This window comes from Saccharospirillaceae bacterium, assembly GCA_022448365.1.
Lineage (GTDB): Bacteria > Pseudomonadota > Gammaproteobacteria > Pseudomonadales > Oceanobacteraceae > Bacterioplanoides.
The window spans coordinates 901878-927693 of sequence record JAKVCS010000003.1 but is presented as its reverse complement, the minus strand read 5'-3'; the positions used below and the strand labels follow the sequence as shown (position 1 = coordinate 927693).

General features: G+C 47.7%; 20 protein-coding genes. 10 read left to right on the top strand and 10 right to left on the bottom strand.

The window, feature by feature from the left end; all coding sequences use genetic code 11:
- Nucleotides 1-121 precede the first annotated feature (121 nt).
- Nucleotides 122-895 (top strand): hypothetical protein, encoded by a 774-nt coding sequence (locus tag MK185_07910; GenBank protein ID MCH2040543.1) that lies wholly within the window; start codon nt 122-124, stop codon nt 893-895.
- Nucleotides 896-985: 90 nt separating this feature from the next.
- Here the strand turns inward: MK185_07910 and MK185_07905 are convergent, their stop codons facing one another.
- From MK185_07905 to MK185_07885, 5 genes are all read right to left on the bottom strand, one after another.
- Nucleotides 986-1462: a hypothetical protein gene (locus MK185_07905; GenBank protein ID MCH2040542.1), complete on the bottom strand. Its 477-nt coding sequence runs from the start codon at nt 1460-1462 to the stop codon at nt 986-988.
- A gap of 64 nt (nt 1463-1526) precedes the next feature.
- Nucleotides 1527-3707 carry an adenosylcobalamin-dependent ribonucleoside-diphosphate reductase gene (locus MK185_07900; protein ID MCH2040541.1) on the bottom strand — a complete coding sequence of 727 codons (2181 nt, stop codon included), beginning with the start codon at nt 3705-3707 and terminating at the stop codon, nt 1527-1529.
- 72 nt (nt 3708-3779) lie between these two features.
- Nucleotides 3780-6965, bottom strand: coding sequence for an efflux RND transporter permease subunit (locus MK185_07895; protein MCH2040540.1), 3186 nt, complete (start codon nt 6963-6965; stop codon nt 3780-3782).
- On the bottom strand, nt 6955-8445 hold the full coding sequence (locus MK185_07890; protein MCH2040539.1) for a hypothetical protein: 1491 nt from the start codon (nt 8443-8445) through the stop codon (nt 6955-6957). The genes MK185_07895 and MK185_07890 overlap by 11 nt, the downstream gene beginning before the upstream one ends.
- 67 nt (nt 8446-8512) lie before the next feature.
- Entirely contained in the window at nt 8513-9175 is a 663-nt protein-coding gene (locus MK185_07885; GenBank protein MCH2040538.1) for a TetR/AcrR family transcriptional regulator, read from the bottom strand.
- Nucleotides 9176-9555: 380 nt separating this feature from the next.
- Here MK185_07885 and MK185_07880 point away from each other — a divergent pair, with 380 nt between their 5' ends.
- The 5 genes from MK185_07880 to MK185_07860 all read left to right on the top strand — a co-directional run bounded on the left by MK185_07880 (nt 9556) and on the right by MK185_07860 (nt 14260).
- Nucleotides 9556-10671, top strand: a complete 1116-nt coding sequence (locus tag MK185_07880) for a DNA alkylation repair protein (GenBank protein ID MCH2040537.1) — start codon at nt 9556-9558, stop codon at nt 10669-10671.
- Nucleotides 10672-10833: 162 nt separating this feature from the next.
- Nucleotides 10834-12168 carry a response regulator gene (locus tag MK185_07875; protein ID MCH2040536.1) on the top strand — a complete coding sequence of 445 codons (1335 nt, stop codon included), beginning with the start codon at nt 10834-10836 and terminating at the stop codon, nt 12166-12168.
- Nucleotides 12169-12171: 3 nt separating this feature from the next.
- Complete coding sequence (locus MK185_07870; GenBank protein ID MCH2040535.1) at nt 12172-12705, top strand: heme NO-binding domain-containing protein; 534 nt, start codon at nt 12172-12174, stop codon at nt 12703-12705.
- Nucleotides 12706-12727: 22 nt separating this feature from the next.
- A complete protein-coding gene (locus MK185_07865) occupies nt 12728-13663 on the top strand; it encodes an ATP-binding protein (protein ID MCH2040534.1) in 936 nt (311 codons plus the stop codon).
- Between the two features lie 180 nt (nt 13664-13843).
- Entirely contained in the window at nt 13844-14260 is a 417-nt protein-coding gene (locus tag MK185_07860; protein MCH2040533.1) for a GNAT family N-acetyltransferase, read from the top strand.
- Between the two features lie 174 nt (nt 14261-14434).
- Here MK185_07860 and MK185_07855 read toward each other — a convergent pair whose 3' ends face one another.
- From MK185_07855 to MK185_07845, 3 genes are all read right to left on the bottom strand, one after another.
- Nucleotides 14435-15274, bottom strand: coding sequence for a peptidoglycan binding protein CsiV (locus MK185_07855; GenBank protein MCH2040532.1), 840 nt, complete (start codon nt 15272-15274; stop codon nt 14435-14437).
- Nucleotides 15271-18744, bottom strand: a complete 3474-nt coding sequence (mfd, locus tag MK185_07850) for a transcription-repair coupling factor (GenBank protein MCH2040531.1) — start codon at nt 18742-18744, stop codon at nt 15271-15273. Before mfd ends, MK185_07855 begins: the two co-directional genes overlap by 4 nt.
- A gap of 285 nt (nt 18745-19029) precedes the next feature.
- A complete protein-coding gene (locus MK185_07845) occupies nt 19030-21042 on the bottom strand; it encodes a beta-propeller domain-containing protein (GenBank protein MCH2040530.1) in 2013 nt (670 codons plus the stop codon).
- Between the two features lie 176 nt (nt 21043-21218).
- Between MK185_07845 and MK185_07840 the strand changes: the two genes are divergently transcribed.
- A complete protein-coding gene (locus MK185_07840; GenBank protein MCH2040529.1) occupies nt 21219-21905 on the top strand; it encodes a hypothetical protein in 687 nt (228 codons plus the stop codon).
- A 30-nt stretch (nt 21906-21935) separates the two neighbouring features.
- Here MK185_07840 and MK185_07835 read toward each other — a convergent pair whose 3' ends face one another.
- The gene (locus MK185_07835) at nt 21936-22238 is read right to left on the bottom strand and encodes a hypothetical protein (protein MCH2040528.1); all 303 of its coding nucleotides are present in this window, start codon (nt 22236-22238) and stop codon (nt 21936-21938) included.
- Complete coding sequence (locus MK185_07830) at nt 22228-23058, bottom strand: DUF6502 family protein (protein ID MCH2040527.1); 831 nt, start codon at nt 23056-23058, stop codon at nt 22228-22230. The genes MK185_07835 and MK185_07830 overlap by 11 nt, the downstream gene beginning before the upstream one ends.
- Before the next feature lie 227 nt (nt 23059-23285).
- Between MK185_07830 and MK185_07825 the strand changes: the two genes are divergently transcribed.
- Genes MK185_07825 through MK185_07815 form a run of 3 tightly spaced genes read left to right on the top strand, consistent with a single transcriptional unit; the run spans nt 23286 to nt 25720 of the window.
- Nucleotides 23286-24341, top strand: coding sequence for a DUF3080 domain-containing protein (locus tag MK185_07825; GenBank protein MCH2040526.1), 1056 nt, complete (start codon nt 23286-23288; stop codon nt 24339-24341).
- A gap of 40 nt (nt 24342-24381) precedes the next feature.
- Nucleotides 24382-24852 carry a DUF4124 domain-containing protein gene (locus tag MK185_07820; protein ID MCH2040525.1) on the top strand — a complete coding sequence of 157 codons (471 nt, stop codon included), beginning with the start codon at nt 24382-24384 and terminating at the stop codon, nt 24850-24852.
- Nucleotides 24845-25720: a hypothetical protein gene (locus tag MK185_07815; GenBank protein ID MCH2040524.1), complete on the top strand. Its 876-nt coding sequence runs from the start codon at nt 24845-24847 to the stop codon at nt 25718-25720. The genes MK185_07820 and MK185_07815 overlap by 8 nt, the downstream gene beginning before the upstream one ends.
- Nucleotides 25721-25816: the final 96 nt, after the last annotated feature.

The following is a 25816-nucleotide window of genomic DNA, read 5'->3' as shown; positions in this document are numbered from 1 at the left end:
GCTTTGGTTGAATTAGAAAATCTAACTTATGATCAAGATATTATCGTTTGTGCTACACGCATAACAAGTGAAATATACCCCTTAATTACGCAGACGATTACAGATCAGTTAAGGAACTCTAATGTCATTTGAAACTATCAGCCTGGAGCAGGCAATCAGCGCAAGTGGACTACGTATGGTGGTGCCGCAGGGCATTCCCAGCCCGTGGAGTGAGGCGGTTAAAGGATTCTTCCATCTGCGTGGCATTTCATGGCAGGCGTTGTACCTCGATCAGCGTAACGATGCGATGAAGCAGTGGACCGGCAAGCGCAGTGCACCGGTATTAATGGTCGACAATCAGCCGCCTGTTCACCACTGGCAGGATATTCTGACGTTTGTTCACTCTCAGGGAGAGGGTGCTGAATTATTGCCGCAGAATTTACAAAAAAAGCAACAAGTGATGGCGCTGTGTGGCTCCCTGATGGATAAAAACGGTTTGGCCTGGAATCGTCGCCTGGTGTGTATCGATAAAGGCCTTAAACAACAGCAGGGCGGCTATCCCGAGTTTATTGCCAAGTACCTGGGCAAAAAATACGGTTACGATGAGTCGCACAGTAGTCACTATGTGTCGCAGGTGTGTGTTCAGTTGCAGCAGTTAAGCCAACAGTTGTTGCAGCAGAGTCAAGTGGGCAGTCGCTTCCTGGTCGGTGAACAGTTGTCGGCAGCCGATATTTATTGTGCTTGCGTGATGGCCTTCTTTAAACCGCTGGAACACGAGCTTTGTGCTATGTCACCCGTGATTCGCGAAGTATTTGAGTCGTTAAGTGAAGCAGAGCAGCAAGCTTTGGACCCAATATTAATTCAGCACCGGGATTTTATTTATCATCAGTATCTGGAATTGCCGCTGAGCCTTTAAAAATGCAGGGCCTGTTAACAGGCCCTGGCAGAGCGAATAAAAAACCAGGCTGAAGTGCCTGGTTTTTTATTGGTTGGGATATTGCTGAAATCAGGCTGTTTTCAGATGGGCTTCCAGCCGTTTGCCAATGGCCGCCAACATCGAGATATGTTGCTGGTTGGATTCATCAACAAAACCTCCCGCCGGGTCAAAAATTACTTTCAGTGAATCGGCGATGTTGGCCAGGTCACCACCTTGCTGCAACAAGGCACTGCTTAACCGGGCAATTGCGGTTGTCCAGGAATAATCTTCTGCCTTATTCGTGTGAATCAGAATCTCATAGGGTCGGTTGGAGCCGTCAGCCAGGGTCTGATCGTTAATGGTTAATAGCAATTGTTGTTGCTGGTTTTTGATCTCGTAGGTTTTACCATGTAATGCCGCTGGTCGGCCTTGTGTCTCAGCGCCGTTCGCCGCCAGGTCGCTGTCTTGGCTGCTATCCAGAGTTTTGTCTTGAGTGTTATCTGGAGTGTTTTCATCACTGTTAACCAGCTCGAATTTAACAATGCCGTTATTAATTTTAATAGTCATATTCTTCTCCGTCGTTCGGAATTCTTTTAATACAAATCAGGCTTATTTCGGGTTTTGGTATTATTTATAGTTTTCCGTAATAGCCTTCTTTCAGCGCATCAAATAAGTTGGCGGCGCTGTGTGTTTCCCCTTCGTATTCGATCATGTCGTTGCCTTTGGCTTCGACCACTTCGCCGTTATCCAGCGTGAAACGGTAGGTGGTGTTTTCCAGATCCTGCTCTTTAACCAATACGCCCTGGAATACTTCTGGATTAAATCGGAAGGTGGTGCAGCCTTTTAAACCCTGTTCGTAGGCGTAGCGATAGATATCTTTGAATTCATCAAACGGAAAGTCAGTGGGTACATTGGCCGTTTTTGAGATGGCTGAGTCGACCCATTTTTGTGCCGCAGCCTGGATGTTGACGTGTTGCTTGGGGGTCACCGAATCCGAGGTAATAAAATACTCCGGCAGAGGCTGATCTTCGCTGAAGGGCATTGCTTGTGGATTAACCAGCTTACGATAGGCCAACAGCTCGTATGAAAAAACATCGACTTTATCCTTGGTTTTACGTCCTGGCTTAATAATATTTCGGGCGTAGTGATGGGCAAAGCTGGGTTCAATACCATTGCTGACATTATTTCCCAACGACAGACTGATGGTACCCGTTGGCGCAATGGACATATGATGACTGAAGCGACTACCAACTTTGGCCAGTTCGTTGACCAGTTTGGGTTCCTGTTCATGAATCCGTTGCATATAACGGCTGTATTTCGCGTGTAACACTTTACCCGGCAACTGATCGCCTATCTGATAGCCATCCTTCTTCAATTCCGGACGCTGTGCGAAATGGATTGCAGTCAGAGTGAACATTTCGTCCATCATCGGCGCGGGCCCTTTTTCTCTTGCCAGTTCTAATCCTTGCTGCCAGCCAGTAATGGCCATTTGTCGTGTGACTTCTTCAGTAAAGCCTTGGGATTCACTGTCTCCGTACTTCATACCCAGCATCGTAATGGCTGAGCCTAGACCGAGATAACCCATTCCATGACGCCGTGTGCGTATCAGTTCTTGTTGCTGATCTGGTAGTGGCAGTCCGTTAATTTCTATGACATTGTCCAACATACGGGTAAATATCGTAATAACGTCTTTGAACAGTGACCAATCAAAGCTGGCCTGATTGGTAAATGGTTGTCGGACAAAGCGTGTGAGATTAACGGAACCTAAAATACAGCCGCCATATGGTGGTAGAGGTTGTTCACCGCAGGAGTTGGTTGCTCGGATATTTTCGCTGAACCAGTTGTTATTCATCTCGTTGACCCGGTCAATCAGAATAAAGCCTGGTTCAGCATAATCGTAAGTGGATGTCATAATCACGTTCCACAAACTGGCAGCAGAAATAGTTCGGTAAATACGGCAGGCAACTTCACCGTATTCGTTATAAAAGTAGTCACCCGCCACAGGCCAGTATTTCCATAACACCTGTGTGTCATCATTGAGATCTAACGGCGTGATTTGCTGTTCTTGTTGGCTTACAGGAAAAATTAATGGCCATTGTGAATCGCTGGCAACAGCATTCATAAATTCATCGGTAATTAATAACGATAAATTAAAATGGCGCAACTGTCCGTCTTCACGTTTGGCTTTGATAAATCCAAGAACATCCGGATGGCTGACATCCAGTGTTGCCATCTGTGCACCGCGTTTTCCTCCTGCGGAAGAAATATTCCCGCATAATTTATCGAATATTCCCATGCTGGCTACCGGCCCAGCCGATTGGGCGCCACTGCCGTATACAAAACTACCACTTGGTCGCAGGGTAGAAAATTCGTAACCAATACCGGCACCTGACTTCAGGGTTAAACCCGCTTCCTGAACTTTCTCCAGCACTTGCTCCATGGAATCTTCCAGGTGATCGGATACGGTAGTATTGACGGTTGAGGTTGCTGCTTTATATTGGTTAACACCGGCATTCGCAATAATACGGCCTGCTGGAGTCGCTCCGTGGTTCAGTGCCCATAAAAATTTTTTCTGCCAGAATTTTTGTGATTCGGGTGTTTTTTCTACAGCGGCAACTGCTGCAGCAACACGCTCATATGTGTTGCTGATGCTATCTTCCTGAATATCTCCATGAATATCTTTTAAGCGATATTTCTGATCCCAGATTTCAATGGATGTCTCTTGAAGTGGAACGCATAGATCCGCAGTTTTACCGGTAATACGATTATTTTCAGATGTGACAACATCTTCAGTTAACACTTTATCTTTCATAATATCCCCCGACTGTGTTTCCATCCGAACGAGATGGCTACGTACTGCAGGAGCATGAAAAATGCCAATTAATTACTTTTCATAATTGACAATAGATGAGCCGTTTTTAATTACAGTTGATCCGATTTTCAGATCCTGAAAGATCGAATACAGACAAGGCAGGACAATGAGTACCAAAACAGTGGATGCCAAAAGACCAAAACTAATACTTATTACTAATGGAATCAGTACCTGTGCCTGTAAACTCGTCTCAAACAATAAAGGCAACATTCCGGCAATCGTTGTGCTTGTAGTCAATAAAATGGCGCGAAGTCGATCCTGACTCGCCTGACGAACGGCACTGTGCAGCTCCATTCCTGCCGAAACATGATGTTTTACGAACTCGACTAATAAAATAGCATTATTCACAACGATGCCTGCCAGAGATACGAATCCCACCATGCTTGGCATACTCAGGTCGTATCCCATGATCAGGTGGCCCCAGATGACACCAATCAGCGCCAGCGGAATCGACAGCATCACCAGCATTGGTTCCGAATAGTTACGAAACTGGAAACTCAGCAAGGCAAATACGCCAAATAAACCAATGATTAATCCGGTTTTTAACGAACCTTGTGTTTGTGCTGCATTACTTACTTCACCTTCAATGGCGATGTCTAACCCGGGGTATTGTTGTGTTAAGTCCGGGATAAATCGCGTAAACGTATCGTTAAGTATTTCCTGAGTATTGGCGATCTGAGTATTTACAGAACCAAATATCGTCACGGTAGGTTGGTTATTAATTCGTTGAATACGAGAGACATCCCGCTGCCATTCGATATCCGCCAGCGTTGCCAATGGTACTAGGGTCGTTCTCCCTTCTGATGTGGTTAACTGAATCGGAAAGTCGCGTAATTCATCCAGTGATTGGTCGTTTTGTTCAAGCTGAACCACAATTTCGATATTGTCGGAAGTAGAGCCCAATGACGGCAGGGAGGCATGAATCGGGCGATAAAATTCATCGATGACAATGCCGGCGTAAGCGCTGCGTACCTGATTGGCAACGTCATTGGCATTAATATTCAACGAGCGCGACTGGGGCTTAAAATGCAGTATCAATTGGGGTTTGCCTGGTCGATAGTCGTCCAGTAAGTTGTATGCCCCCTGGTATTGCTTCAGCCAGTTTTGCAGCTGATAAGAGGCTTGCGACAACTGATGACGATCAATACCGGATAAACGCAACTCAATGGCACGGCCAGCCGGCCCAAGTGAGGGTTCGGCAATGACCAGATGAGATGCCTCCGGCATGTCTGGCAGGTTGCTCAGCCAGGTTGACGTTAGCGTGTCTAGGTTGGTGTTGCGTTGCTCTGCGGGTAACAAATCAAGGCTGATGGTTGCCAGGTGGGGACCGCTGTCGAATGCGTCCTGATTTTCGTTAAAACGCACGCTGCTATGGCGAATTAAATCGCTGTTTTCGTTTTGTTGTAGCGGGATTATTGCGTGTTGTAAAGCATCAAGGATTACCTCAACTTGTTGCTCAGTTTTAACCAATGAGGTACCGGCAGGCATGATCAACCGGGCTTCCAATACATCGCCATCCATGTCCGGGAACGCTTTAAATTTAACAATTCCCCCAGCCATTAATGCGATACTGGCAAAGAATGATGCCATGGTGAAACCCACCACGGCATAGCGATAATAAATGGCTTTTTCGAGAAAGCTTCCGAGTTTACTGCGGCGAATCTCAAACCAGCCATCAACCAGTAATTGTACACGTCCGGGTTGTTGATTTATGCCGTGTTTCTGATTGTGTTCCAGTGTATGGCGCAGGTGAGACGGTAAAATCAAGAAGGCTTCAATCAGACTGATGCTGATTACGATCAGTAATACCAGTGGAATCACTCGTAATACCTGACCAAGGTCCCCCTGTAATCCAAGAATGGATCCAAACACAAATACCGTGGTTAAGAATGACGAGAACACTCCACGAGCGACTTTTTGAACACCTTGAGTGACCGCATCTAATGGCTTCAGGCCTTTTTTACTGTGTGCCGCAATACTCTCTGCAATGACAATGGCGTCATCCATCAGAATACCCAGTGCCAATAGCAGCGCCACCATACTTAACATATTTATGGTGATACCCAGCTGAACCATCACAAATAGAGCGCCAATGAAACTCACTGGTAAGCCCATAATCACCCAAAAGCTGTAGCGAAGACCAAAAAACATCAATAAGGTAATAAATACCAGAATCAAACCCTGCCAGGCATTCTTGAGTAACATGCTGAGACGGTCTTTAACAATGGTGGTGAAGTCCTGAGTCAGGGTGAAATTCACTCCTTGCGGTAAAACCAGTTGCTCACTTAAATTCTTCACCGCTTGTAGTACCGTCAGGCTGTCGTCATTGGAATTTTTTGAGACCTTCAATAACGCGGCACGCTGGTTATCAAAGACACTGTAATCTTCGACTTTATCAAAAGCATCGCGAATATCCGCTAATTCCGACAGGCGAATCTCAGCGCCGTTACTGCCGCTTAACAATGTGAGATTGGCTAATGTGCGAGCGCTCTGGCGTTCATCAACAAACCGCAATTCCCAGCTTTTGTCTGGGGTGGTTAAGTCACCCAGGGGTAAATTAATATTTTGCTTTTGTAGCAGCGTCGCAATCTGTTGCAAACTGACCTGATACTGACGCAGCTTTTCCGGACGCAGGCTGACAATTAACTGTCGCTGGCTGAAACCACTGAGTTCGACCAGTGGAATACCCGGGTCTTGTTGCATTTTTGCCTTAATCAGTTCCGCCAGATCTTTTAACTGATTGGTGGAAAACTGTGGGTCATCTACCGTCAGTGCCAGAGTAACCACAGGAGCGGTACGACCCGTCTCGGTAATAATCGGTAATTTGCTGTTAGCGGGAAAATTATCGATGCGATCGACAGCCGAACGAACATCATCGAGGAAAACATCGAAGTCGCCGTTCTGTAACATTTTTAACGTCATAAAACCAATGTTTGAGCGGGCTTCACAGCGCTTCTCATCAATAAAGCTAATACCGTCGGTGGCGTTTTCTAAGGGTAAACAAATACCTTGTTCAACTTCGGTGGGACCAGCACCGGGATAGGTGACCGACACTCTTACTTCGAATTTATCGATGTCAGGAAAGGTTTCTTTTTGCAGTAGAGATAAGCTGTTAATGCCAACCACCAAAAAGGCCAGCATCAGCAGATTAGCCGCGGTTGGGTGGCTGGCAAAGGTGCGTATCATATTACTGAGCATGACTGGACTCCTGCTCAGTACTTATCACTTTTCCTGTTTGCCCCTCCTGATACTGCTTCAGAGAGGGCGCAGCACTCAGCCGCATATCGGCAATTGCCGGAGTCAGATCGGTGGTGACCAGCTGGTAATTTTTATTGGCAAAAGGTTGCAGTTGTTGTTTGGAAAACAGTGCCTGATGATCGCTGATTAATAACGGGGTAACAGGCTGCTTTTTCAGACGAAAATACGCGGAGTTTTCATTTGCTTCAGGCGCAGCCAGATACAGCAACTGTTGCTTGTCGGTTCCGGCGTGTAATGCTGTTAACGGTACACTGATAAAGTCTGCCGGATTGCTTAACAATTCTGCCTTCACCTGAAGCCCTGCCAGTAATGGCGGTCTTTTCCCGGGAATTACACCGTCGTAATGTTTATTAACGCGGATGACCGCACCGAGTGTATGACTGGTTAGATCGAGGCTTTCACGCAAGGCGATCACGTCACCTTGCCAGAATTGCCCGGGTGCCAGCGGCACAGAAATACGTGCATGCAGTCCGGCTTGTTGCAACATTTTACTGAGGCTACGACCATTCGCTTGCAGCGCTGCTTGTGACGCTTCAGTCTGTGCTGGGCTTGCAGACTGGTCAGATCGAGGTACCCTATTGGCAAATGCCAGCTGAATAAACGGCCTCAGTTTGTCCAGCGAAAACTGGGCTTCGATCTCAACCTGATCAATACCAATCGCCTGGAATAAAGCCTGGCCCTGTTTAACGTATTCGCCGGTTTCAACATCAATCGAACGGATACGGCCATCAAACGGCATAAGGATTCTGGTTCTTGCGATATTTCGTTGTTGTTGATTTACCGCAGCAACAGCCGATTCTAACTGAGCTTGTAAACTCTGTTGTTGCGCAGGCAGCGCCTCAATTTGTTGTTGTAGCGACGCCGCTTCCTGTTGCAGGCCAATCAGTTTTTGTTGTTCGGCATCCAGTTGAGACGCCGATAACGATTGCACTTTTGCGAGGTCTTGTTTGCGTTTTAATTCCAGGCGCGCGAGCTGAATTTTTTCCTGCACCAGCGTCTGGCGCTGCAATAAACTGTGTTTATTACTGTTTAATTCACTGCGTTGGGCGTCAACGCTTTTTTGTTGTGCTTTGGCTTGCGCCAGAGCCAAACGGTAGTCTTTGTCATCCAGCTGAATCAGCTCAGCACCTTGTTTGATGGTGGCACCGGCAACTAATAAAGGATTCAGGTGAGTCACCCGAGCAGCAACTTCAGCGGTTTGATGTAATTCAACCGCCGCTTTCACTATGCCATAACCGGATACCGACGGTTTGATCGCTCTACTGGTTAATGGCATCAGGCTGACAGCAACAGCATCCTGCTTTACGACTCGCTGTTGTGGTGGCTCGGCGCTTTGTTTAGCAATGACCAGTGCAAGTATTCCGGCAATAACCAGTATGGGCAGGGCTTTTTTATCGGCTAACCGTTTAGCAAATGACATGGCTTTCTCCAGCTCAGTTATTTGTATGATCGTTGCTTGACTGATGGGTACTTGATTGATTTGCGCTTTAGCAATGGCTGTTGTGGTTGGTTGCCGGACTCAGCATCAGACCCTGGCTCAATACCTGAGTAACGTGTTGCTTCCAGGCATCACTGCGAATAACGTCGCGGTTGATATCGATGGCTTCGCTCATTACGGGTTCAGCCAACAACGGGAACATCAGATTGCTCATTAATGATGCTACTGCAAAGCGCGGATTCAGCTCTGGACGCAGAATCTTGTGTTGAATCAATATCTCAAGTAATTCAATTAATCCGCGAGACAGAGGCTTGGGAACGGCTTCGAGAAAAGCACTGCGCAGTTCAGATTGCTGAGTCAGAATTTCGTCCTGTAGCAACCTTACCAGCCAGGGCTCCGATGTAATCAGGTCAATCATATTATTGACCAGCAAGGCCAGCGCCTGATTCGGCTGTTGCAGAATCTCGGCGGCAAGCTGCTGGAAAATGTTCTGGCGGTGTTCGCCACTTTCCTCAAGCAGGCTGATAAACAGGCCCTGTTTGCTACCAAAGTAGTAACTCACCATCGCCGATTGCATACCAGCCTTTTGCGCCAACTCCCGAATACTGATGGAGCGGTAGGGCTTTTGTTGCAACAGATCACGTGCTGCCTGGCGTAAAGCTTGTTTGCTGAGCTGCTGCTTTGTCGGGTCCTGAGGTCTGCCACGGGTCATAAATGGAGAATCTGTTTTAATTCATTAATCAGTTGATTAATAAAATAGACTTAAGCGGAGTACGGTGCAAGCTTTGAGTTAATTTTTTAGGGTGAATTTGTTGTGTGTGCAGAGGTAAGGAGTGACAGCGCGGGCCATAATCGTTGACGATGGATTTTTGTAAGTCGTTGACCTCAACTGGCTCAGCCAACGACCAGCTTATGGTAAAACTCGCTGATGATGCAGCTGTAATCCAGCAGCGTGGCACTGCTACAGGGGAGCAAACTGCTGCCAGGTATTGTCAGTAATCGCGGCGCTTGTCGTTGTTTTCAGCGGATGTGGTTGTTAAAACTCCCTATCAATAACCCAGGTAGCGATTCTCATATTTCAGATGGAAAATTATGGCAGAAGCATTGAAAGATCAATACGGCCCGGAAGTCCCGCGGAAACTGGCAAACGATATTCTGCAGGTGTTTCCACAATTTGATGCAGCGGGCTTTCTGCAACAGGTTCTTCCAGGGTTTGAGCAGCTTGAGCTGATGCCAAGGGGCAAACACATTGCCCGTGTCTTACATGGCTTTTTGCCAGAACACTACCCGACCGCTATCGATATTCTTGTGAGTTCAATGGGGGCGCCACTGTCCGATAGTCGCAGCTTTGGCATGTCGTCGTTTTTCTATTTGCCACACAGCTATTTTATTGCTGAATTTGGTCTCGATCATTTTGATGAGTCCATGGCCGCACAATATCAATTAACGCAGCGTTTTACCGCCGAATTTTGCATTCGCCCCTTTTTATTAAAGTATCCGCAGCAAACGCTGGCTCGTTTAGCACAGTGGTTGGACGATCCAAATGAACATGTTCGTCGGTTAATTTCTGAAGGCACACGACCACGTCTGCCCTGGGCGATTGCCCTGAAACCCTTTAAACGGGATCCATCGCCGGTGCTGGAGTTATTGGAGCGGTTAAAAGACGATGCGTCTTTGTATGTGCGCCGTTCGGTGGCTAATAACCTCAATGATATTGGTAAAGATCACCTGGGAGTATTGTGCCAGACCTGCGAAAACTGGTTACAGGGTGCCAGTAAAGAGCGTCGCTGGCTGGTGAATCACGCATTGCGTTCCGCCGTCAAGCGGGCTGAGCCTGAAGCGCTGGCGGTGTTAGGTTATGGCCAGGATGTCGAGGTAAACGTAGGCGATATTCACCTTACTCCTGAACAGGCAACATTGGGTGATAACCTGAACATCACCTTTTGTATTACAAGCTGCGCTGCAACAACTCAGCCGTTACTGGTTGATTTAGTGATTCATTATGTCAAAGCCAATGGCAGTGCCGGTCCTAAAGTGTTCAAGCTGAAAACCGTGGAGCTTGAACCAGCGGGTAGTGCGCAATTCAGTAAAAAAGTGTCGTTGAAAAATATGAGCACGCGTAAGCATTATCCCGGCGTCCACAGAGTTGAAGCGTTGATTAACGGGGTCCGCTTTGCGCTGGGCGGGTTTGAACTGGCCCTGCCTTAATCAAAACCTTGTTGCCAGACGCGCTTATCGCGTTCTCTGAAACTCCGGTTTTTAGTGAGATAACGCCTCTTTGCTTAATGGCCTTTCTGTGTGATGCCTGGAATAGGGCAAGCTGGATTAGTTCAGCTAGACTGTTAAGACAGGTATCAACGGAGCTTGAGAATGCAGGCAGAGACCGCCCCATCAGAAGTTCAACATGTGGTTAAGCCAATTGTGCTGCTGGTGGATGATGAAGAAAATATCCTGAAGTCGTTAACCCGCACGCTGCGTAAATGCGCTGTTGACGTCATTACGGCAACCTCCGGTAAGGATGCGCTGTACATTATGGAGAATACCGAGGTTGATCTCATCATCTCGGATATGCGTATGCCTGGTATGAGCGGTGCCGAGTTTCTTGAAATTGCCGCGCGTGATTACCCCAAATCCATTCGCATTCTTCTTACCGGTTATGCTGACCTGGAATCCACCATTGCGGCGGTTAACAAAGGCAAAATTGCCTGTTACATGAATAAGCCCTGGAATGATGATGAAATCCGCCAGATTGTTAACGACAATCTTCGCTCAAAAATTTTAGAAGTTAAAAATCAACAGCTTAGCCGCGAATTGCTGGATAAGAACAGGCAATTAGAGGAGTTGAACGGCGACCTCGAAGTAAAGGTGGCTCAGCGCACTGAACAGCTTGATCAGGCTTTGAAAGAAATTAATCAGAGCTACCAGCATCTGGTGACACTGGCATCCAGTATCGCCGCCATGCGGGATGAAAAGGCTGCAAAAGCAGCGACTGTCAAAGCGGCGATGGCTGAGGAAGTTGCGCTAAAGCTGGGCATGCCTGACGACGAAGTGGCTGCTGTGCGCGATGCCATGCTGCTGTGTGATCTCGGTAAGATGTGTTTCTCTGATCGGATGTTGTCCAAACCCTATAGTGAGTTTGACAGTGAAGAGCTGAAGCTGTTTAAGCAATATCCCATTCTGGGTGAAGCTGCTCTATTGGGCATCCCTGATCTGTTCATGGCCGGGGTATACATTCGCAACCAGTTCGAGCGATTCGATGGCTCCGGTTTTCCGGACAAGCTGGCTGGCGAACATATTCCCAACGGCAGTCTGATTCTGGCGGTTGTTCGCGATTATGTTGATCTGGTTCTGGGCAAATATACCGGTTTTGAATACGAAGAAAACAAAGCCAAAAACGAAATTGTTCGTTTTTCCGGCATTCGTTATGACCCACGCATTGTTGATATTTTCATTGAGACTTATCAAGACTTTAATATCGATAAGCTGGAGGACGGGGAGAAGCTGATTCCGGTATCGGCATTGAGACCATCCATGATGCTCAGTCGTAACCTGTTATCTGGACGCGGAATGGTATTGCTGAAACGCGGTCATATCCTTGATGAAAACGTTATCAATAAGATTGTTAACTTGGAACATATGTCAGGTGATAAGTTAGATGTCTATGTGCTGATTGAAGAGATTGAGCCTGGTATACCCGAGGGATAGCGAATGAAAGGCATGGTATTCGATATGTTGCGTGACATGGTTGAAGAAAATTATGGCCTTGATGGCTGGCAGGCGGTTCTGGATGGTGCTGATTCAGATGGTATGTTTATTTCGACCGAAACCTATCAAGACCAGGCACTTATGGATTTGGTAGTCTCAGCCTCAAACGTTACCGGCATAGATAACAATGATCTTGTTTACGCTTTTGGGCAATATATGGTCAAGCAGTTTTATCAGCGTTTCCCACAGTTTTTTGATCATGATGGTTTATTCCCATTTTTACTTTCCGTGGATCACTTGATTCATGTCGAGGTCAGGAAGTTATTTCCCGACGCCGGTGTTCCACACTTTGAATATCACGAACAACTGCCTGACAGGCTGACGATGGTTTATCAATCACCGCGAAAATTATGCAAATTGGCGGAAGGTCTGATCGACGGCAGTGCTAAACATTTTAACCAGGCATATCATTTAACCCACGATGTGTGTATGCACAAAGGGGATGACTGCTGCCATTTGTTAGTGACGTTGCAGTAATTCTGCCAACCAGGAGCTGACATTGGCCGATTATAAAAAAGCCTACTTTCGCGAAAAAGAGCTCCGCAAACGTGCAGAGCAGTTACTTGAGGACAAATCGCGAGAATTGTATTCATCATTTTATGATTTACAAAAAGCTCACTATGATCTTAAACAACAACAAAAACAACTGGTGTCTTCTGATCGTATGGCATCACTCGGTCTGATGGCGGCAGGAATTGCGCATGAGATTAATAATCCGATTGGCTTTGTCAGCTCCAACCTGAATACTATAAAAGAAGCGTTTAATGATATTCACACATTTATTGAAGTGTTAGAACAGCAAGTGGATGTGAATCCTAACAATGAGATGGCACAAAAAATACGTGAATCCCTCGATAGATTCGACATTGCTTATTTATTGGAGGACTTTGGTGAATTATCAAAAGAGACGCAAGAAGGCCTTGATCGCGTGAAACAAATTATCATTGATCTTAAATCCTTTTCCCGTGAAGAGAGCGGTGAAATGCAGGAAATTGATGTTAATGATTGTCTTCGTGGTGCACTGAATATTCTTAATAATCAGTTAAAATACCACGCTGTTGTTGATGTTCGGTATGGGGAAATTCCGGTAATCAAGGGTTATTACGGCAAGTTGAGTCAGGTGTTTATTAACTTGATTGCCAATGCCAATCAGGCTGTTGAAGATCAGGGCAGTATTAACATAGAGACCTGTATCAAGAACGATAAAGTGCATATTTCGATTGAAGATGATGGTCCTGGTATCAGCCACGAAAATATCGATAAACTGTTCACGCCATTCTTTACCACTAAACCAGTTGGAGAGGGGACGGGTTTGGGACTTTCCATTTCTCTGGGAGTTATTGAAGAGCAGGGTGGTACTATCGAGGTACGCAGTACTTTAGGAGAAGGTGCCTGCTTTACCATCGTTCTGCCTGTCCCTCAGTCGTCGATCTAAAGACGCCTTATACACCAGACGACTCATATGATGTATCAGAGTTGTATGATTCCATTTGGGGTTGGGAACACTCTAAAAAGACAACCCTCTGACTTACCCATAACAAAAGCAGAACTCTGTTTGTGATCATGTTACAGTCGAATCCTGTTAACGTTATTGTCAGGAGTATTATTCGTGAGTATGGCAGAATCTGAAACGGTTATCTCTTTGCATGATTCGATTGAATCATCTGAGGTGGTTGAGTTATATCGTGCCAATCAGTGGTCTTCAGCGGATAAACCGCAACAACTTTTGGCCGCGTTACGTAACTCTCATTCCCTGGTAACAGCGCGATTAAATGGCAAGTTGGTGGGTATTGGTAACGCCATTTCTGACGGTCACCTTGTGGTGTATTACCCTCATATGCTGGTAGATCCCGCATACCATGGGCGGGGAATTGGCCGTTTGATGATGCAGTCGTTACAAACCGTTTATAGCAACTTTCATCAGCAAATGTTAACAGCCGATGGTGAGGCCGTTGATTTCTATCGGGCATTGGGTTTTGTCCGGGCAGGAAAAACCGAGCCAATGTGGGTATACGCCGGGACCGAACATTAAAGCCACTAACGATAGGACTTAAAAAAGAAGAATTGCCTGGTTGTCAGGATATTTCAGTGTTCGGCATCGACAAGAAAATTTGAGGTCAGGCTGCTATGTTGCGATATTTTTCAAGAATACTGAACGCAAAAGATATGGCCTGACCCTGATACCGACCTGCTTAGGTTATTTATTTTAATTTTTGTCAGGGTTAAAAACATCCTCTTTGGTTTCAATCGGAATAACCTTTACGACCAGGCCTAACATCGGGTGATCCACATAATGCAGTTCTTTACTGCGCATTCGGCGGCTCTGTTGAATTTTAGCGGAACGAACTGGTATCAGTTGAGGTTCGCTTAACGATATCTCACTATCCCCTAATAAACTGACACGATAATCTGATTTTTCATTATGGGAAGCGGCTAGTGTCAGCGCTGCTAATTCATTCGGCTCCATCAGTTCATAATGTTGGATCTGAAGATCGGTATTGATGTGCAGATAGCGGCTAACATGCAGCTGTACAGTCCCACGCAGCTGGATATTCAATTTGTCTTGCAGAGAGACGTCAATTGGATGCTGGATGGCCTGATCTTCATTCTGGATGGGTTCGATCCATGCCTGATGCCAGATCACTTGCATATCGCTACGGCGATTGATCTTGGTGGCCTTGTCGGCAAAGATCAGATCTTCCAGTTGGGTTAACGGTTGCAGGAACTGACTGTCTGGCGTCTCTTCTACGCCAAACTTTGACCAAAGTTGCGACGGGTCATTGGTTGTTGCCTGTACGTCGCCAGCTTCTGGTTTTAGCCACCACTCGTAGCTGTGCTGGGCTTTATCAATTTTATCGGTAATTTCAACAGCGGGCGGTTCGCTGACAATGGCATCTGGCCATAGCTCGTGGTCGATGGTTTCTTCGTCCTGGTAGGCAACCAGCATCACCTCGACGCGATACCAGGGGTTCGCCTGTACCGCATGAGATAACAGCAGTATTGATGAAACTGCGGCAATTCGTCTCAGAGAAGCGAAAAAACTCACGAGTTAGGTTCCTTTTGCAATTCGGTGACCACTTGTTCGATCATATTAAAACGTTGATCCATGGTGCGCATATTAAAGAAGAAGCGCAATGTATGGCCGCCTTCGAGTTTATAGCTGCCGGGTTTAGTTTGCACCAGTTTAACCAGAGTAAATGGATCGATGCTGGTTTGTGCGGCGAATTCGATACGACCGGCTTCGTCACTGGCATCCAGTTTGGCTATGCCCAGTGGTGTCAGCTTTAGCTTTAATGCAGTCTGGCGAAACAGATTTTTTACGGCATCGGGTAATAAACCAAAACGATCAATCATTTCTATCTGAAGGTCTTTTAAATCTGCTTCATCTTTTGCACTGGCGATGCGTTTATACAGGGTCAGACGTCCGTTAACATCAGGCAGGTAATCTGCAGGTATCAGCGCTGGTACATGCAGATTTACTTCGGTGCCCTGATTCAGTACCAGATCATCTCCGGGTTGTTTTCCGGATTTAATTGCATTAACTGCCTGCTCCAGCATCTCCATGTACAGGGTGAAACCAATTGTTTCTATCTGACCACTTTGCTCGTCGCCCAATAATTCACCCGCACCACGAATCTCTAAATCGTGGGTGGCAAGCATAAAACCGGCACCCAGGTCCTGAGCGGAGGAGATGGCCTCTAAGCGCTTTTCCGCATCTTTGGTCATGGTTTTCGGTGGTGGTGTTAATAAATAAGCATAAGCCTGGTGATGTGAACGGCCCACTCGGCCCCTTAACTGGTGCAGCTGTGCCAAACCGAATTTATCAGCTCGTTCGATAATCATTGTGTTTGCCGATGGAATATCGATACCGGTTTCAACAATGGTGGTACACACCAATACGTTGGCACGCTTGTGATAGAAGTCGCCCATCACACCTTCTAATTCGCGCTCAGTCATCTGGCCATGAGCATATGTGACGCGTGCCTCAGGAATGGCTTCGCTTAATTCACGTGCCACTTTTTCGATACTTTTGACTTCATTGTGCAGGTAATACACCTGACCACCACGTAAAATTTCCCGCAGAATCGCTTCTTTAATGGTGGCGTCGTCATGCTGGCGAACAAACGTTTTAACACTTAAACGTTTGGCTGGTGGTGTGGCAATAATCGATAAATCACGAATACTCGCCATGGCCATATTTAACGTACGCGGAATAGGCGTCGCGGTTAAGGTCAGAATATCAACGTTAGCCCGTAGCGATTTAATCCGCTCTTTTTGTGTCACGCCAAAGCGGTGTTCTTCATCGATAATTAATAACCCAAGCTGGTCGAACTTAACATCTTTCTGCAGCAGCTTATGGGTACCAACCACGATATCGGTTTTACCCTCAAGCATTTTATCCAACGATGCCTGGGTTTCTTTCGCCGATTTAAAACGCGATAACACGTCCACTTTGACTGGCCATTCGGCAAAACGGTCAGCGAAGTTCTGATAGTGTTGTTGCGCCAGCAGGGTTGTGGGTACTAACACTGCGACCTGCTTACCGCTTTGTACCGCCATAAAGGCTGCACGCATGGCAACTTCCGTTTTACCAAAACCCACATCACCGCACACCAGACGATCCATTGGCCGTTTGCCGGTCATGTCTCCGATGACGGCCTCAATTGCTGCTTGTTGATCCGGGGTTTCTTCAAACGGGAAACCGGCAGAAAAACGATGATAGTCATCGTCGGGTTTATCAAAGGCGAAACCTTTTTTCGCTTCACGGCGGGCGTAAATATCCAACAGTTCAGCGGCGGTATCGCGGATTTTTTCTGCCGCTTTACGTTTCGCTGCGGCCCATTTTTCACTGCCGAGTTTATTCAGTGGTGCGGTACTTTCATCACCACCGCCATAACGGGAAATTAAATGCAGTGATAATACCGGTACGTATAATTTTGAACCGGTGGCGTATTCCAGCATTAAAAATTCGTTGGTCTGACCACCGGCTTCTAACGTTTCCAGGCCTAAATAACGGCCAACACCGTGATCCAAGTGCACGACCGGGGAACCCGGTTGTAATTCAGATAGATCCCGGATCATTAAATCCGTATCGGTGGTTTTCTTCGTACGGCGACGGCGCTGCTGAATACGCTGGCCGAATAATTCGTTTTCGGTGATGATGACCAGCTGATCTTCGGTTAGCTGAACGCTGCGCTCAATCGGGCCGATAATGATACCCAGTGGGTCATTTCCGGTTGCAAAGTCATCCCAACTATCGATTTCCCGTGGACGAACCTCTATACGACGTAATAAATCCTTTAATGCTTCGCGACGCCCAGCGGACTCAGCGCAGAATAACACTCGTTGATTGCCGCCCTGATCAGCGGCATTCTCTTTAAGCCAGAATTCCAGTCGTTGTGATGGCTGTTCCAGACGGGAGTCAACGCTGATATCAGCGATCTTCTCTGCCGCAAAAGCAATGGCGCCGGCACGATCCGGTAAGTCGTTATCGTGCCATTGCGCGCGTGGGAATTCGTTTAAGCGGCTGAATAACTGATCGGCTGCCAGGAATAAGTGACTGGGGGCCAGAATCGGGCGTTGAATATCGTAGCGTCGGCTTTCGTAACGTTGTTCCACATCGTTGCGGAAATGTTCAACAGAAGCTTCTAATTCGCTGTCGTGAATCACCAGAGTATTTTTTGGAAGGTGATCAAAGAAGTTGCCTAAATCATCGTCAAAAAACAGCGGCAGATAATATTCAATGCCGGCTGGCGCAATACCATCGGCAATATCGGTATAAATTGGACATTGCTTACCGTCTTGTTCAAAAAAGTCGTACCAGCGACCTTTAAAAGTACGGATGGCGGTGGTGTTTAGTGGAAATTCCCGTGCTGGTAAAATACGAATGGAATCGACTTTATCAACTGTTCGCTGGCTGTCTGGATCGAATGTGCGCAAGGTTTCAATTTCGTCATCGAATAACTCGATACGGAATGGCATCTCCTGGCCCATTGGGAAAATATCCATAATCGAGCCGCGTACCGCAAATTCACCGTGTTCGTATACCGTATCGACGCAATGATAACCGGCTGCTTCCAGCTTCAAACGTGTCGCGTCAACGTCAAAATTCGCGCCGATATCCAACGCAAAACTCTGGCCCTGATAGAAATTAGCCGGTGGTAAACGATGCAATAGGGTGCTGATCGGCAGAATTAATACACCTTGTTGCAAATCGCTCAGCTGGCTCAGTGTTGCAATACGCTGTGAGACGATATCCTGGTGCGGCGAAAATACATCGTAGGGCAGGATCTCCCAATCCGGGAAGTGCAGCACTGGTAGGTCGCTGGCGAAGAAACGAATTTCGTCTTCCAGCCGCAGAGCCGTGTTCGGATCGCAGGTAACGACCAACGTCAGCCCTTTTTGATTGCTCGCTGCACTGGCAATGGCCAATGCCTGGCTGGCACCGTGCAGATCTCCCCAGAAGCGGCGTTCTGCGGCTTTACTTGGGCAATTGGGCTGTAACGGGCTGACCATGCAATGACTCCATCAATGTATCCGAAAAGTACAAATAAAACAGCGCGCTAGTTTAGCGAATTGAAGCTGGAAAGTTGAGCGTCTGATTATTAAAAGTCTGCGATGGAACCGTGGCTACCGACGGCGGCTGACAGCAGGGGAGGATTCGCTTGAGGTGAAGCAAAGACGGCCGCGACGGAAGCCAGACAATGGCGGATGAAAAAAAGCTCACGGATAGCAACCTGCCACCACAACAGGTTTGCTATCGGTGAGCCGAAGGGAAAAGGATTACGTCGTCAGTCGTGCTCAGTGAAAGCTGGAAACCGGCCCTGAGGTCACTTCACCATCCTGAACCAGATGCACACCATCGCCGTGTAAGACCGCCCGGCTGTAGCGTTCGTAGGATTGCTCGCCACCATTGGCGTAAACATGGTCGGTCACCAGGTTCATCGATTTGCTGAGTTTATTGATATCGATTATGCGCAGGTGGTTAATGCGAGCGCCGTTCCAATGGCTCCAGGTAAAGGCAACGCGGGTGGTTTGTTGATCTGCGCTGTCGAGAAAGTTCACAGCCTTGTGATCGTAAAGGTAGGCTGCGTGGGAATCATCATCAGCAAACAGCTGTGAGCTGATTTCGGTTGGAGTAGCGGGGTTGCTGACATCAAATAAGGTCGCTTTTAAACCCTGCGTGCGACCGGCACTGTTCGCATCAATGCCGAGGCCAAGCAATAACGTATCCGATAGCGGATGCAGATACTGTGAAAATCCTTCAATTTCCAGTTCGCCTTCAACAAACGGTTTATCGGCCTGGCTGAGATTAATCACGTACAAGGGGTCTGTCTGGCGGAAAGTAACGATATAGGCTCTATCGCCACGGAAACGCACCGATTTCACTTGCTCGCCGGGTTTTCCAATGATGGTGGTTTGTTGGCGATTAGGAATGACGGCAATCTGATCAAACTGCTGCTGCGCATTGGCTTTTAGCACGTATAACCGGTGGTGCGCTTCTGCCCAGGAGGGTGGGGTGTTGTCACCGTTTGATACCGTGTCTGATGCTAATGTAACCGGACTATCGATAGGCTCAGGCAGTGCGCTGAAGTTGCGGTTAGAAACCAGAACCCGGAGATAACCGTCTTTTTCACTCATCCGCAAGGCGGGCATTGGCCACTGTAAAAAGCCGGGAATCCGACCACTGGCCTGCAGCGCCAAATCGTCCATTGAGAACTGATCGATGCGTGTCCCGTTGTGGTAATAACCGGCGGCCAAAAATAAGCTATTTTCCGATGCATAGACATCATTTACCCGGCCACTGCTGCACTTGGCTTGCCAGCTGGCTGGATTGGATAAATCGATTTTCAGCAGGGTGACGATATTGTGATAGCCACCTTGCTGTTGGAGATCAGGCAGGTAGCAGCCGGAACCATCGAATAGTGTGCCTTTTAGCTCGCCATTAACCCAATAACGTGGCAGCAGTTTTTCGAGAGGTGTATCGATGACTTTGCGGATCCATTGTTGTTGATCGCGGTAATCATCCTGAGTGCGTAACACCAATGGCTGGAAACGATTCACCACATAAAGAAAGTTGCCCACGCGCCGGCTGGCGACGATTTCACCTTCAAATTCCAGCTGGGACTGTTTTTCGGGCTGTGCGGGGTTATCGAGATTGAGGAATGTCAGTGATGCTTTAAGTGCTTGCTCAGCGGTTGGCACCGGGTTGATGTTTGCAAGATCGGCGCTCCCTGATACGGGTTCGACCGTCGCATCAATGGCAACAGCAGGGCCGTGATAAATTGAAACAGTGCCTTGCTGGGATAAAGTGATCAGTCCCTGATCATGCAGGAACATGCCATGAAATTCGTAAAAGTGCTGCGGTAATTCATAGTCGCCAGCCAGAGTGCTGCGCAGCGGGTTAGTGTGCGTTCTATAAACTCGGATAGCTTGTTGGTTATCGACGGTTTCGTTTTGGGAAGCTGAGAAATGACGGGGTGAATAGGCGTACAAATAATCTCCGTTTTGCTTCACCAGATCCGCTTCATCGACCTTATCTTCCTGGGTGTTGGTGGTTGAGCTGTTGTTACCAAAATTGGGTTGGCTTGTTCCACTGGTGGAATCTTGAGCGATCTCTACGGCCGTATCATCGAATTCGCGCCATTGACCATCCATATCGTCAATCAGGCCCTTTTTAAGGTAGGTCTCCAGTTGTGTGCTGTTTTTCAGGGCTTTGTCGACATCAATTTTATCTGAATCTCTATCATCCGACATGCAAGCGACTAAACCCAGGCTGGACACCAAAATCGCGCTGATCATGTAATTGTGCATAATATTCTCCAATCCATATATGGGAAAAATTACCATTTATTGATCGGATAATAAGTGGGAAAAATTTCCATATCAAGTCAGTGGTGTGTAAACCCATGCGTTCGAGCTTCTGGAACAAAAACACTGCTGAGCTGATACAATCAGCGCCTTTTAATTGCCGGATATCAGGGATCGTGGTGCGTTATTGGTTTGTGATGATATGGGCTGGATTATTAAGCGGCACAGGTACTTTGGTGCACGCCAGTGGATCGAAGACGGATGGTCTGCAGTTCAGCGTTACTCAGCTGGGCGTTCACTACGGTGAGGGCGATGACATCCGCTCGGATGCCTGGGGTCAGGCCAGCTTCAGTGGCAGCTGGCGACTGCAGCATTGGCGTTTAAAAGCCGGCTCCGGTTGGTTACGTTACCGCGACGGTAAACAAGGAATCACTGACAGCTGGTTATCAGCCACGTACCTGGTCCAGCGATCCTGGTTATCACATTGGTGGGACGTCCGTTTTCGTCTGAAATTACCAACTGCCGAAGCGCAGGATTCATTGGGTACCGGCAGTGTTGATCAGGGTATTCGGGCACAACTGTTACAGCAATGGCAGCACGGGATTTACTGGTCGTATCTTGGCTATCGCCAGCGTGGTAAAAGTCGCGAGTTTGATTTACAGAACAGCTGGCGCTGGGGAGCAGGCATTAAATTGGCCGGCTATTCTTTCTCTTATGACGGCAGTGAAGCCAGTCAGCCCAGACGTGATAACACGCATGCTTTCACGATGATGGTTGGTTTTGACGGCCAGGAAGGTCACTGGTCACCCTATGCCAGTGTTGCATTGGACGGTGACTGGAACGTGGGTTTAAGCTGGCGTTTCTGAATTCCTGGCTGGCATTCAATCAGTATTGAATTATCGGCGTAGATCGCCGGCTGGCGGCTCACTGGCGTCATCAGATATTTCACCGGTATCCGGGCGTATGATTTCAGGACGCAATGTTTCTGGACGGTGCGGTCTTTCCAGTACCGGCAATTCCAACGTTTCAGGACGCTGCAAGAACTCCGGGCGCTGAGTATCCTCTGATTTACCGGTGCCACCAAAGCCATCCTCGCCTGGCCGTTGACCGGTTCCACCAATGCCTTCTATTTCAGTACCTGCCTGAGCGCTCATAATGGCTAACAGCAGCATAGGAAATATCGCGATGTTAATCTTCATTATTTTCCTCATTGCGCTCCTGGCAATAATAAACGCCGGCATTCATTCGACAGTGACCGGGCGAGGTTTGTTTTAACTCGCGGGCTTTTTCATTCACTTTTTTCAGCAGTTCCATACTCTGCTCGCGATAGAATTGATGCAATTCTTCGACGGCTTCAGCCGATAAACTGCCGTAATATACACTGCGTTCCAGCCACGGATTGTTGTTGGGCATTAAATTGTGGCTGCTGGTTTTAATGTGATCAGACAAATTTCGTCCGAAGTAAAATAATTTTTCGTCCTCGCCGTCGCGTGGAATGAATGCTTCATTGCACAACTCGATGTGATCGTCACTGTCGCTTCTCTCTATCACCCGCACAACGCCGAGACGCAGCCATTCATCCAAGACCGCGCGTGGGCGAATATCCTGACGACCAACGGTTTCTACCAGAGTTTCAAAACTGATGTCCCCCGGTGTTTGTGACTGGCGTAATAGCGGTTGAGGTTTGCCTTTCTTCTGATAGCCCGGAGTGCTGAGCCAATAGGCCACCATCTGACCTCCGAGTGAGACTGAGACCGGCACTTCAATATGCTCTGCAGCCTGCTGGCGTAAGCGTTTAACATCTTTACGGTGAATGCCAGTCAGAAGGCTCAGACGGCTTTCTGTCTGCTTTTTACCGTCGATAGGGAAGTCATGTTCTGCCACATCCACGTATAGCTGCTTGAGAATTGGCATGAGCACAGGAAACGTTACCTGATAGCGGAGTAACAAATGGACCAGTGGTCGCAAAATGGTGCGAACCACGGATAACAAACGGGAAGGAGTCTGCAGCTGATTCATTCTTTTATTATGCAATAAATGGGAAATTTTGCCATTGTATGATTGCGATGTTTAATCCGTCTTTACCAAGCTTGTCAGAATACGGTGGTTGATCAATATTGGATCGCCATTCTCATGTCAGAAAGCCACTACTGTTTGTTTGAATACTGACGGCGCTGACTGTTCGTCTGGTCAATAAACTTTTACACTGTAGGGAATATTGATTGCCAGTATCGGACGGTAAATCTATGAAATTGCTGTTAGTTCTTATGTCTCTGACGTTGGCTGCCTGTAGTCCTTCCCCGGATGAAATAGCCCAGGACTATCTTGAACGAATCGCGCGGGTGACTTCCGAAAATGTGCCGGATATCCCCGAATTTCTTAACACCCCACCGCCACTGACTCAGGTGAAGCAACAAAGTTACCTTATCGAATCCGGAAAGGTCTCGTTGTTGGATTTTCTGAAGCTGCAATCTTGCGAACTGGCGCAGTCTCTGGGTTACAAAAACAGTCAGTTAGGGAAGCTGGCACCCGCCAGTCAGAAAATGCATCTGGAACGGGATTTCATGTTGCTGGCACCGGCCTGCATCGAAACATTGCAAAGCAGTAATGCTGATCTGGCGCAATTATTGGATCAGGCACTGCAACAAAAACGTCAGCAGGCATTAAAAATCTGGTGGAACGCCTGGTTTGCGGAGGCTGAGTGGCAAGCGTATATTTCCGGCAGTCGAGATTTGATGGAGCTGGGCGGGGCGACACCGGGTCATATTCGACCGGGATTGGTAGCGTTAGATTATGCATTGGATCAGGGAGCTAACTGGCAACAGCAGGCCTATGACTATTCCGATTCTGATATGGAGCAGCAACTGCAGCAGTTACATCTGGCTGAATCGTTAAGTCGTTGGCGCAACAGTCTGAGAGTTATGACGCTGAGCTTATACCGTGTTGCCTCGATGCTTGAGCAGAGTCAGCAAAAGAAAACTCTGTGTAGCGACGGTGTTGAGAAGAAACAGGCTGAATATTTGCGTAATGTTTTTAATCAGTTTTATGTGGCTCAGATTCAGCCGTACCTGGGTCGTATTTATAATTTCGGTAACGAACTATGGCCGCGATTAAATGCGGTTAAATCATTAGCAAAAGAACTCAATAGCGAGCAGACGGCTCACCCATTATTTTTGTTATGGTACGAGTCGCTGAAGCTTGAGAAACAGCAGTTTGAGCAAATGAATCTTCGCCATGTTAAGGCCTGGCAGACCTTGCTGGAGGAGTGTGGCCAGTCACCGGGCCGCAATGACGCAAAGTAACCGGCCCATGGCTATCAGGTATAAAAGGAAGTTAATAGCAATGAATTACACAGTTACCCTGCTGCTCAGTTTTTGGCTGACAGCAGGAGTTGTCGAGGCTCAGGTATACAAATGGGTTGACGATAATGGCAAAGTGCATTTTGGCGATCAGCCGCCTCGTAACAAACCTGTAGCGGCTGAGAAAGTAGAGTTAAAAATTGCACCTCGTCCTACGAACGAACCATTAGCAAGCGAAGCAGAGCGTGTCCGGCGCCAGCAACAACTGCTGCAAACACTGTCGCAAGAGCGTCAACAGCGTGAAGAAAAACGCGCTAAGGCCAAAGTTGCGAAAGAGCGAAAGGCGGCTTTGTGCAAACGTCTGGCTGCGAAACGCGATGAGATGTTGCGTGCTAATGCCATTTACACCACCAATGAGAACGGTGAGCGAGAATATATGGATGAATCCAAAGGTACCGCCTATCGCAAAGATCTGGTGGCACTGTACAAAAAGGAGTGTGCTAACGGTGGTTGATACGCATTCGCAAAAATTATCAACCACACGTCTGGCTAAAAAAGCGGGTATCGATAGCCGCTTATTATTTGAACGGCTGATCGAAAGGCAATGGCTGACTCGTGAGAAAGGCAACGATGGTAAACATCATTACCAGCTGACAGCTAAAGGCGAATTTGAGGGCGGAGAATATCTGCAATCGGATAAATTCGGGCGTTACATTGTCTGGCCACAATCGCTTTTGCAGCATCGCTTACTGGCAACCCTGGAAGCGAAACAGCTGAGTGCCACCGCTTTGGCGAAACCGGTTGGTGCTCCGGCAAGATTGGTAAATCTTCTGCTGGCTGAACTGGGCTGGATAGAAGCGGTCGCATCGGGCTGGCAACTGACCCCCACGGGACACTCGCTAGGTGGTGTCAAAAAAGAAACTGAGCAAGGCGTCACCTACGTCAGCTGGCCTCAGGCCATCGAACAGCGTTCCGATTGGCTGGCTGCGATTGCGCAGCTTGACCCAGACAACTCTGACTGCCGCAGTCTTGATGGGCGGCTATGTCGCAACCCCGGCGAGCGACTGATTGCCAACTGGTGTTATCTGCATCGTATCAGCTACGCCTGTGAGCGCGTTGTTGACGCTGGGCAGATCGTTGGTGATTCGACAGCACAAACGGTAACGGTTGATTTTTATCTGCCGCAATCGGGACTGATCATAGAATTCTGGGGCTACCCCAACGGCCATCAAAGCGCAGATTATCTGCGACGTAAGATGCAGCGATTGGAATCTTTAGCCGCCGCAGGGTTGGTCGTATCCGAGATACGCGAGCAAGACCTCGCACAGCTCGATAATCTGCTGACGAAAGCGTTGTTAAAGCTTGGAATCCGAGTTTATTAACACCGTCCGACAGCGTTGCTGCAGAGACTACGATATTTTGGCACATCCGTTTGATTGTTTTCTAATCTGTTGTTTTTCAAGCTTTTTTCTAATTGC

Coding starts and splice junctions, on each gene's coding strand:
- MK185_07910 (MCH2040543.1), top strand. CDS start 122: ATGTCATTTGAAACTATCAGCCTGGAGCAGGCAATCAGCGCAAGTGGA.
- MK185_07905 (MCH2040542.1), bottom strand. CDS start 1,462: ATGACTATTAAAATTAATAACGGCATTGTTAAATTCGAGCTGGTTAAC.
- MK185_07900 (MCH2040541.1), bottom strand. CDS start 3,707: ATGAAAGATAAAGTGTTAACTGAAGATGTTGTCACATCTGAAAATAAT.
- MK185_07895 (MCH2040540.1), bottom strand. CDS start 6,965: ATGCTCAGTAATATGATACGCACCTTTGCCAGCCACCCAACCGCGGCT.
- MK185_07890 (MCH2040539.1), bottom strand. CDS start 8,445: ATGTCATTTGCTAAACGGTTAGCCGATAAAAAAGCCCTGCCCATACTG.
- MK185_07885 (MCH2040538.1), bottom strand. CDS start 9,175: ATGACCCGTGGCAGACCTCAGGACCCGACAAAGCAGCAGCTCAGCAAA.
- MK185_07880 (MCH2040537.1), top strand. CDS start 9,556: ATGGCAGAAGCATTGAAAGATCAATACGGCCCGGAAGTCCCGCGGAAA.
- MK185_07875 (MCH2040536.1), top strand. CDS start 10,834: ATGCAGGCAGAGACCGCCCCATCAGAAGTTCAACATGTGGTTAAGCCA.
- MK185_07870 (MCH2040535.1), top strand. CDS start 12,172: ATGAAAGGCATGGTATTCGATATGTTGCGTGACATGGTTGAAGAAAAT.
- MK185_07860 (MCH2040533.1), top strand. CDS start 13,844: ATGGCAGAATCTGAAACGGTTATCTCTTTGCATGATTCGATTGAATCA.
- mfd (MCH2040531.1), bottom strand. CDS start 18,744: ATGGTCAGCCCGTTACAGCCCAATTGCCCAAGTAAAGCCGCAGAACGC.
- MK185_07845 (MCH2040530.1), bottom strand. CDS start 21,042: ATGCACAATTACATGATCAGCGCGATTTTGGTGTCCAGCCTGGGTTTA.
- MK185_07835 (MCH2040528.1), bottom strand. CDS start 22,238: ATGAAGATTAACATCGCGATATTTCCTATGCTGCTGTTAGCCATTATG.
- MK185_07830 (MCH2040527.1), bottom strand. CDS start 23,058: ATGAATCAGCTGCAGACTCCTTCCCGTTTGTTATCCGTGGTTCGCACC.
- MK185_07825 (MCH2040526.1), top strand. CDS start 23,286: ATGAAATTGCTGTTAGTTCTTATGTCTCTGACGTTGGCTGCCTGTAGT.
- MK185_07820 (MCH2040525.1), top strand. CDS start 24,382: ATGAATTACACAGTTACCCTGCTGCTCAGTTTTTGGCTGACAGCAGGA.